The 14,430-nt window shown below is 72.8% G+C and carries 10 protein-coding genes; 6 read left to right on the top strand and 4 right to left on the bottom strand.

What is annotated here, in order from left to right; genetic code table 11:
* Nucleotides 1–184: 184 nt before the first annotated feature.
* The 6 genes from ACX9TP_RS07365 (at nucleotide 185) to ACX9TP_RS07340 (ending at nucleotide 10,106) form a co-directional block, all read left to right on the top strand.
* Nucleotides 185–1,504, top strand: coding sequence for an RDD family protein (locus tag ACX9TP_RS07365; RefSeq protein ID WP_482979012.1), 1,320 nt, complete (start codon nucleotides 185–187; stop codon nucleotides 1,502–1,504).
* Between the two features lie 53 nt (nucleotides 1,505–1,557).
* Nucleotides 1,558–4,539 carry a GspE/PulE/PilB domain-containing protein gene (locus ACX9TP_RS07360; protein ID WP_482979011.1) on the top strand — a complete coding sequence of 994 codons (2,982 nt, stop codon included), beginning with the start codon at nucleotides 1,558–1,560 and terminating at the stop codon, nucleotides 4,537–4,539.
* 60 nt (nucleotides 4,540–4,599) lie between these two features.
* The gene (locus ACX9TP_RS07355) at nucleotides 4,600–5,385 is read left to right on the top strand and encodes a phosphodiesterase (protein ID WP_482979010.1); all 786 of its coding nucleotides are present in this window, start codon (nucleotides 4,600–4,602) and stop codon (nucleotides 5,383–5,385) included.
* Nucleotides 5,386–5,425: 40 nt separating this feature from the next.
* Nucleotides 5,426–6,955 carry a sensor histidine kinase gene (locus ACX9TP_RS07350; RefSeq protein WP_482979009.1) on the top strand — a complete coding sequence of 510 codons (1,530 nt, stop codon included), beginning with the start codon at nucleotides 5,426–5,428 and terminating at the stop codon, nucleotides 6,953–6,955.
* Nucleotides 6,952–8,346: a sigma-54-dependent transcriptional regulator gene (locus tag ACX9TP_RS07345; RefSeq protein ID WP_482979008.1), complete on the top strand. Its 1,395-nt coding sequence runs from the start codon at nucleotides 6,952–6,954 to the stop codon at nucleotides 8,344–8,346. Before ACX9TP_RS07350 ends, ACX9TP_RS07345 begins: the two co-directional genes overlap by 4 nt.
* Nucleotides 8,347–8,447: 101 nt before the next feature.
* On the top strand, nucleotides 8,448–10,106 hold the full coding sequence (locus ACX9TP_RS07340) for an FG-GAP-like repeat-containing protein (protein ID WP_482979007.1): 1,659 nt from the start codon (nucleotides 8,448–8,450) through the stop codon (nucleotides 10,104–10,106).
* Between the two features lie 72 nt (nucleotides 10,107–10,178).
* On the opposite strand, the gene ACX9TP_RS07335 is transcribed toward ACX9TP_RS07340, so the two are convergent.
* The 4 genes from ACX9TP_RS07335 to ACX9TP_RS07320 all read right to left on the bottom strand — a co-directional run bounded on the left by ACX9TP_RS07335 (nucleotide 10,179) and on the right by ACX9TP_RS07320 (nucleotide 14,379).
* Entirely contained in the window at nucleotides 10,179–11,567 is a 1,389-nt protein-coding gene (locus ACX9TP_RS07335; RefSeq protein WP_482979006.1) for a WS/DGAT/MGAT family O-acyltransferase, read from the bottom strand.
* Between the two features lie 80 nt (nucleotides 11,568–11,647).
* Nucleotides 11,648–12,424, bottom strand: coding sequence for a B-box zinc finger protein (locus ACX9TP_RS07330; RefSeq protein ID WP_482979005.1), 777 nt, complete (start codon nucleotides 12,422–12,424; stop codon nucleotides 11,648–11,650).
* A gap of 60 nt (nucleotides 12,425–12,484) precedes the next feature.
* Nucleotides 12,485–13,294 (bottom strand): hypothetical protein, encoded by an 810-nt coding sequence (locus ACX9TP_RS07325; RefSeq protein WP_482979004.1) that lies wholly within the window; start codon nucleotides 13,292–13,294, stop codon nucleotides 12,485–12,487.
* An 86-nt stretch (nucleotides 13,295–13,380) separates the two neighbouring features.
* Nucleotides 13,381–14,379: a class I SAM-dependent methyltransferase gene (locus ACX9TP_RS07320; protein WP_482979003.1), complete on the bottom strand. Its 999-nt coding sequence runs from the start codon at nucleotides 14,377–14,379 to the stop codon at nucleotides 13,381–13,383.
* Nucleotides 14,380–14,430: the final 51 nt, after the last annotated feature.

The raw sequence follows: 14,430 nt of genomic DNA, 5'->3' as shown, positions 1-14,430 counted from the left end.
CACCCCATACGGAACGTCTCGAACGGGACGGTCGATACAGCGGTTGACGAGCCCCTGACGGTTCCTCAAGCGAGGAACCTCGGGGGTTCGCACTTTTCTTGCCCCCCGCGCGTGAACGCCCTTTCATGTGGATGTCGTTCAAGCCGGGAGGAGTCCGTTGTCCAAGTGCCTGAAGTGCGGTGCCATGCTTCCGCCCGTGGGGGATTGCACCTCCTGCGCATCAACCCTCCACGACACCCCGGTGCCGAGCCTGCTCGACCGGGACATCCGGATTGACCGTCGCTCGGCGGAGCGCGCCTCGGAGCCGGCCTTCGTCGAGAGCGCGAACGCGCCGCCGTCCGTGGCGCCGCTGTCCGGGCTGCTGCCGACGCCCGCGGCTCCGCGCGCCGCCGCGCCGCAGCCCGGCCACCCGGGTGTCGCCGCTCCGCGCATGCCCGCGCCCCAGCCGGGTGTCGCCGCTCCGCGCGCCGCGGCTGCGCAGCCGCCTGTTCCGCCCGCCGCTCCGCGCGTGGCGCCTGCGCAGGCCGCGCCCGGTGCCGCTCCGCGCGCCGCCGCGCCGCAGGCTCCGGCCCCCGCCGCCACGCCGCGCGTGGCACCGCCGCAGGCTCCCGCCGCGCCACGCGCCGCGCAGCCTCCGGCCGCCGGCTCTCCGATGACGCCCGCCTACGGCACGCCCACGGCCGCCACGCCCCGCGCGCCCGCGCCGTCCGGCCTGCCCCGCATGGAGTCCCCGGCCCCCGCGCCGTCCGGCCTGCCCCGCATGGAGTCCTCGGCTCCCGCGCCGTCCGGGCTGCCCCGGATGGAGTCTCCGGCCTCCGCGCCGTCCGGCCTGCCTCGCATGGAGTCCCCGGCCCCCGCGCCGTCCGGCCTGCCTCACATGGACGAGCTGCCGGTGACGGCCGCGCCGTCCGGCCTGCCCCGCATGGAGTCGGTGCCTCCGGCGTCCTCCGCCGCGGCCACCGTGGGCATCGCGCGCTCCGAGGCGATTCGCGCCCCTGCCGCGAAGAGCGTCTCCGCCACCGGCAACCCGGCGGAGGTGCACGCGCGTCCGGCCTCGCTGTGGCGCCGGCTGCTGTCCTTCACCGTCGACACGGCGGCCATCGCCGGCGTCGCGGCGCTCTACATCACCCTCGCCTCCTCGGTGACGGGGACGAAGGCGCCCGAGGCCGGGCTGGTGGGCCTGGATGCCTTCGTCGCGTGGCTGCGCGCGCTCCATACCGTCCTGCTGCCGGGGTTTTTCCTGGTGCTGGTCCTGGCGCTCGTGTACTGCGCGGTGGCGGCCTTCCTCTGGAACGGGCGCACGCTCGGCCGGCTGCTCCTCGGGCTGCGGCTCGTGGACACGCACGGCGTCGCCCCGGCGCCGGGTCGCGCCATCGTGCGCGCGATACTCGCCAGCCTGTCCTTCGTGCTCTTCCTGGGCGGATTCTGGATGGCGCTTTTCGACCGGCGCGGGCAGACACTGCATGACAAGCTGACGTCCACCTTCGTCGTCCAACCCAGCTGACCCCTCCGTTTCATTGTGCCTTGCGGCCGCGGCCGTAAGATGCCGCGTCCTACATGCCCGCCCGCCTCGCCCAGCTCCTCGTCTCGCGCATGCTTCTCTCGCAGGAGAAGGCGGGGGAGGTGCTGCGCCAGCACCAGGCACAGGGCGGGCACATGGACACCGTGCTGCTCGAGCACGGCGTCGCCGGTGAGGCGGACGTGCTCGCGCTGCTGGGCGAGGTCTCCGGCTTCCGGCCGGTGAACCTGATGGACTTCGAGCCCAACACGGACGTCGCCTCCTTCATCCCCCCGAAAATCGCCGAGCGCCTGTGCGTGGTGCCGCTGTCCCTGGACGGCAACACGCTGCACGTGGCGTGCGGCTATCCGGTGCCGAAGAAGGAGCTCGACGAGGTGGGCTTCCTGCTCGGCAAGCCGCTCGAGCTGTGGGTGGCCACCGAGGTGCGCATCCGCGAGTGGGTCTCCACCATCTACCGGCAGCCGCTCTCGCCGCGCTTCTCCCAGCTCGCGGCCGCGCTGGACCCCGAGAGCAAGGCCGCCACCCCGCCCGCGCCGCCGCCCCAGGCCCAGGAGGACTCACTCACCGCGGACATGGTGGAGCGACTGGCGCGCTCCGTGGCGCAGGAGCCGCTGCCCTCCGAGGTGCGCTCCGCGCCGCGTGAGCCGGCCGCGCGCGCCGAGCCTCCCGCGCGAGAGCCGCAGCGCCCGCCCCCGCCGCCGGCCGAGGCGCTCGCCCCGGCTCCGCCCGCCTTCGTCCGTGCTCCGCTCCGGCTGAACATGCCGAAGGGCGAGCAGGCCGCGCCGCCGCCTCCGCCCGCGAAGGCCGCGCCGGCCGTCGTCGCCGCTCCGCAGCCGCCCGTGGCGACGGCCGCCCCGCCCGCCGTTTCCGCTCCGCAGCCCGTGGCGAAGGCCGCGCCGCCCGTCGTCTCCGCTGGCTCGCAGCAGCCCGCACCGAAGGCCGCCCCGCCCGTCATCGCCGCTGGCCCGCAGCAGCCCGCACCGAAGGCCGCCCCGCCCGTCATCGCCGCCAGCCCGCAGGCCGCCGTCGGCGGCGCTCCACAGTCCTCGGCGAAGCCCGCGGTGGCCACCGCGCCGGTGGCTCAGCCCGCGGCAGCGTCGACGCCGGGCCCGGCCAACGGCGCTCCCCGGACCGCGACTCCGCCCACGCCTCCGCAGCGGCCCGCCTCGGGCACCCCGCAGGTGTGGCCTCCCGCGCCCGCCGCCGCGCAGCCGGGTGCCAACGCCGTCGCTGGCACCCCGCAGGTCTGGCCGCCGGGCACGCCCGCGCAGCCGCCGGCCCCCGAGTCCCCTGCCACGCTGCGCTTCGCCTCGCCGCTGGCCAGGGCCGACGTCCCGCCGGCGCCCGCGCGCGCCGCGGAGCCCGCGTTCCTCGTCTTCCCCAACCCCAACGCCGCGCCGAAGCCGCGCGCCTCCGAGCCGGCCGCGCCCGAGGCCCGCCCGCAGCCTTCCGCCGCCGCGAGCCAGGACGTACCGGACTGGACGCTGTCCCAGGCGCGCGCCGCGCTGAAGGAAGCCACCAAGGACCGGGACCGGCTCATCGACGTCGCGCTGCGCTTCGGCCGCCGCACGTTCGACTACGTGGCCTCCTTCGCCGTGGTGCGCGGGGCCGCGCAGGGCCTGGAGGCCCGTGGCGAGGGCATGGCGGGCGAGCAGCTCACGCAGGTGTCCGTCCCGCTCGACGCGAGCAGCGTCTTCCGGACGGTGGCCGTCACCCGTGGCAGCTACGCGGGCCCGCTGCCGCCGGACGCGCTCACCCGGCACTACCTGGAGCTGTTCGGCCGGCAGACGCCGCGCACCGTCTTCCTGTACCCGGTGGAGGTGAAGGGCCGGCTGGTGGCCATCCTCTACGGCGACTGCGGCCAGAAGCCCATCAGCCAGCGCCGCCTGTCCGACTACATCCTGTTCTGCCAGGACCTGCCGGCCGCCTTCCAGGAGCTCATCCTCTTCCGCAAGCAGCGCGTGTCGGAGCTGCGCTCGACGGAGGAGATGGAGCTGACCATCGACGTGGATGTGCCGGTCGCCGCCCTGCCGGCCCCCGCGCCCGCCGTCGTCGCGGGCCTGGGCTGGAGCCCCTTCTTCGGCCGGGGCGCCACGGGCAACATGGGCCGCGCCGCCGCGCTGCCTCCGCGCGCGCAGTCGCAGGAGGAGCGCCCGCCGCCGGACTTCGCGCCGCTGCTCAAGCGCCTCACCGGCCCGGACGCCGCGCAGCGCGCCAACGCCATGGCGGAGCTGGCGCGCTCGCCCGAGGCCAGCGCCAAGGTGCTGTCGCAGCACTTCCCCGGCCCCACCGCGTGGAGCCGCCTGCCCGTGGTGGAGCTGCCCGAGGCGGACGAGCTGGGCCCCATCCCCGGCGCCCTCTCGCGGCTGGGCCGCCCCGCCGCGCACGCGCTGGCGCCGCTGCTGGACTCGCATGACGCGGACACGCGCTACTTCGCGCTGCTCACCGCGGGCAACCTGCCCTACGTGGAGCTGGTGGACGGCGTGCTGCGTGGCCTGTTCGACATGGAGCCGGACATCTCCAGCGCCGCGCGCGTGGCCGCCTCCGCCCTGAAGCAGCTGCCCCGGCTGGACGCGGCCCTGCGTGACTTGCGCCAGGAGCTGGGCAACCGGGACGCGATGCGCCGCTCGCTCGCCGCGCGGGCCCTGGGCGCGCTGCACGACCGGGAGGCGATTGAGGGCCTCATCCAGCTCACCGGCAGCGACGACGAGATGTGCGCCCAGGCCGGCGCCGAGGCGCTGCGCGAGGTGACGCGCGCCACCTTCGGACTCAGCCCGCGCCAGTGGGCGACGTGGTGGGCGGAGAACCGCAGCCGCCGCCGCGCGGACTGGCTCGTCACGGCGCTGCGCCACCGCGAGCTGGACGTGCGGCTGGCGGCGATTGAAGAGCTGAGCCGCGCCCTCAACGACACGCTCGGCTACTACGCGGATGCCCCCGAGGCCGAGCGCGAGGTGGCGGTGCGCCGCTGGGAAGCCGCGGCGGTGGACCCGGCCAACGCGCGCCGGCTGGGCATGCTGTAGCCCTCCCCTGCCTGGGGGCCCGGGAGGTCGCCACCGGGCCGATGCTGGTAGCCTGCGGTCATGCTCCTCGCGCAGCTCTCCGACCTGCACATCAGCACTCCCGACTCGGACGTGGAACGCAGCTCCGACAGCTCTCCGTTCCTGGAGCGCGCGGTCCAGCACCTGTGTCGCCTGGAGCCGCGCCCGGACGCGGTGCTGATAACGGGAGACCTCGTCCACGACGGGCGCCCCGAGGAGTACGTCCGGCTCGCGGCCCTGCTGAAGCCGCTGCCCATGCCCTGGTTCGTCATCCCCGGCAACCACGATGACCGGGAGCACCTGCGGACCGCCTTCGGGCACCTCGGCTACCTTCCCGCGAAGGGCTTCCTCCACTACGTGGTGGAGCAGGGCCCGCTGCGGCTCATCGGCCTGGACACGCACGTGCCGGGCAAGCCGGGCGGACTCCTGTGCGGCGAGCGGCTGGCGTGGCTCGACGCGCGCCTCGCCGAGGCCCCGAAGAAGCCGACGCTGGTGTTCATGCACCACCCGCCCTTCCTCACCGGCCTGCGCGTCATGGATGGAATGGGGCTGGAGGGCGCGAATGCGCTGGCCGAGGTGATTGGCCGCCATCCGCAAGTCGAGCGCGTCCTGTGCGGACACCTGCATCGGCCCATCGTGAAGCGCTTCGCGGGCACGGTGGCCAGCACCTGCCCGAGCACCATGCTCCAGCTGGTGCTCGACCTGGAGGTCCCCGGCCGCCTCGCCATGGTCCGCGAGCCGCCCGCCTGCCAGCTGCACCTGTGGAGCGAGTCCGGGGGGCTCGTGACGCATACGAGCTACATCGACGACTTCCGGTCCCGCGCATGAAGCCGCTGTCGTCGCACTGCACCGCGTACGGGAGCCCCCCATGACGGGCGGGATGTGGCTCAGCCTGGTGGCGTGCCTGGGGCTGCTCGCGCTGGCGGGAATCGCGCTCTCGCGCGTGGGGAGAAGCCCGCTGGCGCTGCCGCTGTCGCTGCTGTCCATCACCCTGGCCACGTGGAACTTCTCCGGCTTCGCGCTGGAGCGCTCGGGAGACCCGGGCTGGCCGCTGGTGGGCTTCGCGGCGGGGCTGATGACGGTGCCCTGCACGCTGCACTTCATCCTGTCCTTCGTGGGAAGCCGGCGGCGCCTGGCGTGGGCCATGTACGGCACCTACGCCGTCTCCAGCGCCCTGGGCATGGCGATGATTGCGGGGCTGGGCGCGCCCTCGCTGGTGGAGCGCCTGCTCACGCTGCGCTTCGGCCTCCTCGTGACGGTGCTGGTGGGGCCGCCGCTCGCCGGTGGCTTCGCGCTGCTGGTGCTGCACCTGCGCCGGGCCCAGCACGCGGACGAGCGGGCGAGAGCGGGGCTGGTGCTGCTGGGCCTGACGCTGCTGGTGGCGTTGCTCCTGACGGAGCTGACGGCGGAGCTGGGGCTCGACGTTCCACGGCTGGGCAACCTGGGCACGCTGCTGGGCGTGCCGGTGATGGCCACGGTGGCGCTGCGCTTCGGCCTCTTCGGCCGGGACGCGGGGGCGCCGCGCATGGCGCTGCACGCGGCGGTGGTGGCGGGCGCGGGCGTGCTGGCGTACCTCACCGTCTTCCGCTTCTTCGCCGGGCAGGCTGGCACGCTGGTGGTGTGCACCACCGCGGTGACGTTCGGCCTGGTGGCCGCCACGCGCCGGGGCGTCACCGCCTTCGTCACCCGGAGCGAGCGGATGGAGCGGCTGGCCACGCTGGGCCGCTTCTCCGCGCAGATGGCGCATGACCTGAAGAACCCCATCGCCGCCATGAAGGGCGCCGCGCAGTACCTCAAGGAGGAGCACGCGCGCGGGCAGCCGTGGGACGGGCACGGGGAGTTCCTCGACCTGCTGCTGGAGCAGGTGGAGCGGCTGGACCGGGTGGTGGACACGTACCAGCGCCTCGCCCGGGTGGAGCCGCTGCCGCGTCCCGTGGACCTGGGCCGGCTGGTGGACGGCGTGCTGTCGCTCCAGTCCTTCGCGAGCCCGGGCCAGGTCTCCATCGTCCGCGAGCTGACGCCGGGCCTGCCGCCCTGCTCGGGGGACGAGGACCTGCTGGCCAACGTGCTGGAGAACCTGGTGCGCAACGCCTTCGAGGCGATGACGAAGGGCGGCACCCTCACGGTGCGCACGCTGCGGGACGGCGCGGGCGTGGCGCTGGAGGTGGAGGACACGGGCGAGGGCATGGACGCCCGCACCCGTGAGCGCGCCTTCGACGACTTCTTCACCACCAAGGCCACGGGCAGCGGCCTGGGGCTGGCCTTCGTGCGGCGCGTGGTGGAGGCGCACGGCGGCGAGGTGTCCCTGACAAGCCGTGAGGGCCACGGTACGGTGGTCCGCCTGCGCCTGCCGTCGGGCGTCCAGGACCTGTCGAACGGGGAAGGAGAGGCCGCGTGAGCGAGCCATTGAAGGGGAACGTACTGCTGGTGGATGACGACCCGGCGGTGGCCAAGGTGCTGGGCGCGCTGCTGACGCAGGCGGGGCTGACGACGCACACCGCCCGTGACGGGCAGGAGGCGCTCGCGCTGCTGGGGCGCAAGCCCATCGACGTGGTGGTGAGCGACGTGCGCATGCCGGGCATGGACGGCATGCAGCTGTTGGGCGAGGTGTCGCGAAGCTGGCCGGACGTGCCCGTCATCCTGCTCACCGCGCACGGCACGGTGCCGCTGGCGGTGGAGGCGATGAAGGCGGGGGCGGCGGACTTCGTGCTCAAGCCGTTCGACCGGGAGGAGATTCTCTTCACCATCCGCAAGGCCCTGCTGCGCGCGCACGACGACACGGCGAGAGAGCCGCTCCGCGGGCCCGGCCCCTTCATCGGCCGCAGCAAGGCGATGGCGGACGTGCAGGTGATGCTCGCGAAGGCGGCCACGGGCACGGCCACGGTGCTGCTGCGAGGCGAGTCCGGCACCGGCAAGGAGCTGGCGGCGAAGGCGGTGCACGACGGCAGCCCGCGGCGCGCGGGGCCCTTCGTGAAGCTGCACTGCGCGGCGCTGCCGGACACGCTGCTGGAGAGCGAGCTGTTCGGCTACGAGAAGGGCGCGTTCACCGGCGCGGCGACGCGCAAGCCCGGACGGGTGGAGCTCGCGCACGGCGGCACGCTGTTCCTGGACGAGGTGGGCGACATCCCCCTCTCCATGCAGGTGAAGCTGCTGCGAGTCATCCAGGAGCGCGAGCTGGAGCGGCTGGGCGGCACGCAGCCGGTGAAGGTGGACGTGCGCTTCGTCGCGGCGACGCACCAACCGCTGGAGGAGCTGGTGAAGGCGGGCCGCTTCCGCGAGGACCTCTTCTACCGGCTCAACGTGGTGCCGGTGGAGCTGCCGCCGCTGCGCACGCGCCCGGAGGACATCGAGCCGCTGGCCCGGCACTTCCTGGAGGCGCACGCGAAGGCCAACGGCCGGCCGCCCTTCACGCTCACCGCGGAGGGGCTGGCGGTGCTCCAGGCGCAGCCGTGGCCGGGCAACGTGCGCCAGCTCCAGAACTTCCTGGAGCGACTGGTGGTGCTGTCGGACGGGCAGGTGCTCACGGGTGAAGAGGTGACGCGCGAGCTGGCCCGCCAGCCGGGCCTGTCCCCCGCCCCCACCGTGGCCGCGCCGGCCGCGCAGCCCGGAAGTACGGGCGGCACCACGGACTCGGGGCTCACGCTGGAGTCCCAGCGCAAGGGCATGGAGCGCCAGGCGATGGTGGACGCGCTGAAGCGCGCGGGTGACAACCGCACGCTGGCGGCGCGGCTGCTCGGCATCAGCCGGCGCACGCTCTACAACAAGCTGGAGGAGCACGGGCTGCTCTGAGGCAGGGGCCGGGTCGTGACACCGGCTTCACGCAGTAAGCCCGTGTTTCTGCTTTGCTCCCGCCGGGGCCGGACAGTGCCGCCCCGAAAAGCGAGAGCCTCGTGCAGAAAACCACCCCCTATTCACTCCTACCGTTCCTCCTGGCCCTGTCGGGCACCCTCCTCGCCTCGGGCTGTGGCGCCGGTGAGCAGCCCCCGGCGCCCGTCGAGCAGGCGCAGTCCGTCGCGACGGACGCGCAGGACCTCTACGTCGACACCACCTCCCTCTGGGGTTCCCCGGTCATCAGCGTCTGCTGGGAGAACCCGACGACCGCGAACGCCACCGAGCGGGCCTGGGTGCAGAACGCAGCCGAGAGCACCTGGGGCAGTGTCTCGCGGGTGGACTTCGTCGGCTGGGGCACGTGCACCTCGACCTCGCGCGGCATCCGCATCCGAATCGCGGACACGGGGCCACACGTGAAGCAACTCGGCAGCCGGCTGGACGGCTACGTCAACGGCATGGAACTCAACTTCACCTTCGTCAACTGGGGCCCGAGCTGCCAGTCCCAGCGGGAGTTCTGCATCCGGGCCATCGCGGTGCACGAGTTCGGCCATGCGCTCGGCTTCGCGCACGAGCAGAACCGCCCGGACCGCCCGTCCACCTGCACGGAGCCCGCGCAGGGCTCCAACGGCAACCTGATGATTGGCGCGTGGGACCTCCAGTCGGTGATGAACTACTGCAACCCGAACTGGAATGGGAACGGGCAGCTCAGCGCGACCGACATCGCGGGCGTCGTGCAACTCTACGGTGACGTACTGTGGAGCCGGGAGTTTGGCTACAACCAGGGCTGGCGTGTGGAGATGCACCCGCGCACCACCGCCGACGTGAATGGGGACGGACGTGCGGACATCGTCGGTTTTTCCAATGGAGGTGTGTACGTCGCGCTGTCCACCGGCACCGGCTTCACCGCTGGCCAGTACTGGCTGACGGAGTTTGGCTACAACCAGGGCTGGCGCGTGGAGATGCACGCGCGCACCGTCGCCGACGTGAATGGGGACGGCCGCGCGGACATTGTCGGCTTCTCCACTGTGGGTGTGCACGTCGCGCTGTCCACCGGCACCGGCTTCACCGCTGTCCAGTACTGGCTGGCGGAGTTTGGCTATGACAACAGCGTTGGAGGCTGGCGCGTGGAGATGCACCCGCGCACCGTCGCCGACGTGAATGGGGACGGACGTGCGGACATCGTCGGTTTTTCCAATGGAGGTGTGTACGTCGCGCTGTCCACCGGCACCGGCTTCACCGCTGGCCAGTACTGGCTGACGGAGTTTGGCTACAACCAGGGCTGGCGTGTGGAGATGCACCCGCGCACCGTCGCCGACGTGAATGGGGACGGACGTGCGGACATCGTCGGTTTTTCCAATGGAGGTGTGTACGTCGCGCTGTCCACCGGCACCGGCTTCACCGCTGGCCAGTACTGGCTGACGGAGTTTGGCTACAACCAGGGCTGGCGCGTGGAGATGCACGCGCGCACCGTCGCCGACGTGAATGGGGACGGCCGCGCGGACATTGTCGGCTTCTCCACTGTGGGTGTGCACGTCGCGCTGTCCACCGGCACCGGCTTCACCGCTGTCCAGTACTGGCTGGCGGAGTTTGGCTATGACAACAGCGTTGGAGGCTGGCGCGTGGAGATGCACCCGCGCACCGTCGCCGACGTGAATGGGGACGGCCGCGCGGACATCGTCGGCTTCGGCAACGCGGGTGTGACCACGCACTTGAACTGAGGTACCCGGAATCTTTTAAACCTCGCGCCGCGCGCCGGCCCCACGGCGCGCGGCCCCGAGTTCGGTGCCCGCTCAATCGCCCGTAAGCACTGCCACCCCCGCCAGCGCCTCCATCTCGTCGTGGAACGCGCGGATGAGCGCATGCGGGTCCGGCATCCGGCCCGCATCCGCGGCCACGCCCACCGTCACCTGCCCCGCGTAGCTGAAGAGGCTCACCCCCAAGCCCAGGTGTCCGGCCTGCGGCACCCAGAACGTCAGCCCGCCCAGCTTCGTGCCCGCGACGGACACCGCCTCGCGCGGGCCGGGGACGTTGGTGGCCACCAGCGTGGCCTTGGAGCCGAAGGCGTCCACCATCGCCCGCTCCACCGCCGCGGGCGCATACCCCAGCACCTCCAGCGCGCCGAACGTCAGCACCGCCTCCGGCGACTGCTTCACCTGCCCCATCCGCCGGGCCAGCTCGCGCAGCCGCCGCTGGGGCTCACCGAGGTGCACGGGCAGCCGCAGGAACACCACGCCGAAGCGGTTGCCCAGCTCGCGAGGCACCGGCGCGTCCAGCGGCCGCAGATTCACGGGCACCAGCGCATGGACGTCCTCCGTCGACGCCTCGCGCGCCTCCAGGTAGCGCCGCAGCGCCCCCGTCACCGCCGCCAGCAGCACGTCGTTCACCGTGCCGCCCAGCGCCCGGCCCACCGCCTTCACCTGCTCCAGCGGCACCGGGGAAGACCACGCCGCGAGCTTCTGCGTCCCCAGCGGCCCGCGCAGCGGCGTGTGCGGGTCCGGAGGAATCACCAGCAGCTTCCCCAGCGCCGCCGCGCCCCGGGCCCCCTGGCGCACCAGGTCTCCCGCGAGGATGGGCTCCGCCGCCAGCTCCGCTCCCTTCTTCAGCACCGTGCGCGCCGTGCCCGCCACCGCCCGCGCCCCGCGCACCCACCGCGCCAGCCCGCTCGACGGCGCACGCCGCGGCTCGCGCAGCTGCGCCGCCACGCCCTCCTCCGCGCCCTCCATGTCGGTGAGCGTCAGCAGCACCCGCGCCAGCGCAATCCCATCCGCGAGGCAGTGGTGCAGGCGGCACAGCAGCACGTCGCCGCCATCCGCCCCCTCCAGCACGTGGAACTGCCACAGCGGCCGCGAGCGCTCCAGGGGCGTGCTCATCCACTGCCCCACCAGCGTCTCCAGCGCGGCGCGGTCTCCCGGCGCTGGCACCGTCAGGCGCGACAGGTGCGCGTCCAGGTCCAGCTCCGCCACCTCCTCCCAGTGCGGGACGGCCAGCCGCCCCGGCACCACCCGCTGGCGGAAGCGCGGGTAGCGCTCCACCAGCCGCTCACGCACCACCGCGCGGAGCCGCTCGAAATCCAGCCGGCCCTCGAACCAGAGCACGGCGGTAATCATCATCAGGTTGGCGGGTTCCTCCATGTGGAACCACAGCGCGTCCACGCTCGCCATCCGCTCCTGCGCCGCCATCGCTCCACGTCCCTCCGGGTGTGCCGGCCGGGTGCCTCCCGGCCGGACTGCTCATGGACTCAAGCTCTCGAGGTCCGCCCTCACATGAAGGCGAGCCAGAGCAGGGTGCCCAGCCCGCCGAGGATGATGCCAGCGATGGACTGTCCCCTCCTCCCGATGGGCGGGTGCGCGTCCGGATTCACCCGGCGCAGCGCGATGATGGAGCAGATGAGCGCGAGGATGCCGATGCCGGGAACGAACAAGCCGAACACCCCCAGGAGGATGCCCATTCGCGCCATCGGGTTGTTGTTGTAGATGTCCCACGCCTTCTTCAGCGCCCCGGGGGGAACCTCCTGCTTGAAGAAGAGCTTGTTGCGGGTGTCGTTGTAGGCGGCGATGGTGAGGAGCAGCGGAATGACCGCGCGGAACGCCAGCGCCGGCTCCGCCACCAGCGCCCCCACCCCGATGGAGACGATGGGCACGCCGATGAGCGCCGGGCGCGCCCACGGCATGCCCAGCCAGAAGCACACCCCTACCCCGCCCGCCAGGAGCCCGACGCCCCCCAGGGGTATCGCCTCGAGCTTGCCTTCCGCGAAGGCGAGGGCCGCGATGGCGAGGTTGACCAGCGCGCCGAGCCCCACGAACCAGGCCCAGCCGTCGCGCCGGCCCCAGCACTTCAGCCGGAAGGCCTCCAGGTAGTTCAGCTCCGGGCGCGCGGCGCAGGCTCCGCAGTACGCCTCCCCGCTCATCACCTGGCGGTCCTGCTCGCAATAGAAGGTGCCGCACCGGGTACACGTCCCCAGGGCGGGCCGGTCCGGGTGGACGTGACACCGGCCGCCTTCGACCTCGAGCGCATGGGACAGCGGCTGGGCGTTCATCGCTTCCCCCTCCGGAGAGTCACGAGAGCTTCGCACAACCCATGTCCCGTCCGCGTCCCCCTACTGCTTCTCCGGCTCCGGGGGCCTGCGGTCGAACTGGAAGGTCTGCTTGCTGGCGTCCTCCACCATCAGGGTGAGGATTTCCTCCTCGATGTCCCAGCGGTACGTGCCGCCGCGGAACTTCAGCTTCTTGCGAGACAGCGGGATGACGCGCTTGTCGCCGCACACCGGGCCCACCGCCTGCCCGTCCTTCGTGCGCAGCGTCACCCGGTCCTTGCCAGCCAGCTCCACCGTGCCCCAGGCGCGGACCACCAGCTCGTTGCCCCGTCCCAGCGTCGCCTCCTCCAGCGTGGTGCGCAGGATGAAGCAGCCGTTGGGCAGCACCTGCAGCGTGCGCTCATAGTCCGCGCGCGGCTGCGCCTCGATTCGCTCGGGCCCGCCGTCCACCTCCTCCGGCAGGCTGGCGGCGGACAGCGTCCAGGTGCCCAGCAGCTCCTCGGGGAGCTTCTTGGCGGAAGCGGGCAGCCCCTGGCACGGGTCCACCCGCTCCTTCTCCGGGCTCGGCGGGGCCGGCTCGAAGGAGCGCTTGCAGGTATTGCCACACGTGCGCGCGGCGCACTGCGTGTCGTCCGGCGCGCAGCCCGCCTTCTCCGTGCAGAGCTTGAGCCGCTCCAGCGCCTTCTCGCAGTCCTCGCGCATGCACCGGTCCACGCACTCGGCGTCGATGCACTCGGCCACACACGCCCAGTTGGTGGCGCCGCACACGCCGGCCACGGTGCGCGGGCGCTCGGAGCTCGTCTGGGCGGCGGCCAGCACCGCGACGCCCAGCGACAGGGACACGACGACGAGGAGGACTCGGGAAGAGGGCATGCCGTTGCGAGAAAGCTAGCCACACCCCTCCCGGCGCTCACCCTCGCGCCGCACGGGCTGTCCACCCGCGAGCACTGCGACTGCCCTCAGGTGAACTGCCAGCGCCAGGTGCGCACGTCGCTCGGGTCCACCAGCTCCAGCTCGAAGGAGAGCGTGTCGAAGCGCTCGAACTCGCGCGAGTCCACGCGCAGGAGCGTCATGCCCGCGTGGTTCTGCCCGCGCAGCGGCGACACGGTGAAGGACAGCTCCGCGTCGAAGGCCACCTTGTAGAAGAGGCAGAAGCCGTCCACCCGGCCCTCGTCCACCACCGGCCGCTCGTAGCGCACCCGGTGCGGCAGGCCGTCCGCGGCCATCGTCTCCAGGTCGAAGGCGAAGGCAGGCTCCGGGTCGCACAGGAGGTGGTCCACCTCATACGAGCGGATGACGCGCGTGAAGTAGGACGGGTTCATCGCCTCGCGCAGCGTCTGCAGGCAGCTGTAGTCCACGCTGGGGAAGCGCTGGCTCCAGATGAAGGGGATGCAGGCCTCGTCGCGCAGCTGCACCGGCTCCACGAAGACCTCGAAGCGGTTGGGGAGGATGCGCCCGCCCGGCTTGAGCATCCGCGTGCGCAAATCCAGCATCCTCGGCACCAGCCCCGCGTCGAAGAGGGCGTCGCCCAGCAGCTCGTGCAGCAGCACGTCCACCTTCTCCGGCGGCTGGTACTGCCACGGGTGCGAGCGCACGAAGTCGATGTGCTCCAGCCCGTTGCGCCGCGCCACCCACTGCGCCGTGTCCAAGAGGCGCGAGCCGTCCACCGCGTACAGCTTCTTCGGATGGCGGCTGGCCGCGAGGAAGGTGCGCAGCCCCGTGCCGGTGCACGCGTCCATCACCACCTGCCCGGGCCGCACGTACCGCTCGCACGCCCGCTGCCAGACCTCCACCCGCTCCGGGTCCGCCAGCGCGTGGTCCTGCGGCGCCGGGCTGGAGAGGGACAGGAAGTCCGGCGTCACGTTCCGCAGCGGGAACTGGGACACCAGCGGCAGATGGCTCAGGCGTGAACGCAGGTCCATCAATGCCTGTCGAGGCAGGTCGAGCAGATTCGGCATGGCATCCCCCCGGATGCTTGGATGTTTCGAGCCACAGACCCCGGCCGTGCC

The sequence above is a fragment of the Pyxidicoccus sp. M15 genome (assembly GCF_056858435.1).
Note: the sequence above shows the minus strand (reverse complement) of the source record. Positions and strands in the feature narration are given on the sequence as shown.

Coding starts and splice junctions, on each gene's coding strand:
- ACX9TP_RS07365 (WP_482979012.1), top strand. CDS start 185: ATGCTTCCGCCCGTGGGGGATTGCACCTCCTGCGCATCAACCCTCCAC.
- ACX9TP_RS07360 (WP_482979011.1), top strand. CDS start 1,558: ATGCCCGCCCGCCTCGCCCAGCTCCTCGTCTCGCGCATGCTTCTCTCG.
- ACX9TP_RS07355 (WP_482979010.1), top strand. CDS start 4,600: ATGCTCCTCGCGCAGCTCTCCGACCTGCACATCAGCACTCCCGACTCG.
- ACX9TP_RS07350 (WP_482979009.1), top strand. CDS start 5,426: ATGACGGGCGGGATGTGGCTCAGCCTGGTGGCGTGCCTGGGGCTGCTC.
- ACX9TP_RS07335 (WP_482979006.1), bottom strand. CDS start 11,567: ATGGCGGCGCAGGAGCGGATGGCGAGCGTGGACGCGCTGTGGTTCCAC.
- ACX9TP_RS07330 (WP_482979005.1), bottom strand. CDS start 12,424: ATGAACGCCCAGCCGCTGTCCCATGCGCTCGAGGTCGAAGGCGGCCGG.
- ACX9TP_RS07325 (WP_482979004.1), bottom strand. CDS start 13,294: ATGCCCTCTTCCCGAGTCCTCCTCGTCGTCGTGTCCCTGTCGCTGGGC.
- ACX9TP_RS07320 (WP_482979003.1), bottom strand. CDS start 14,379: ATGCCGAATCTGCTCGACCTGCCTCGACAGGCATTGATGGACCTGCGT.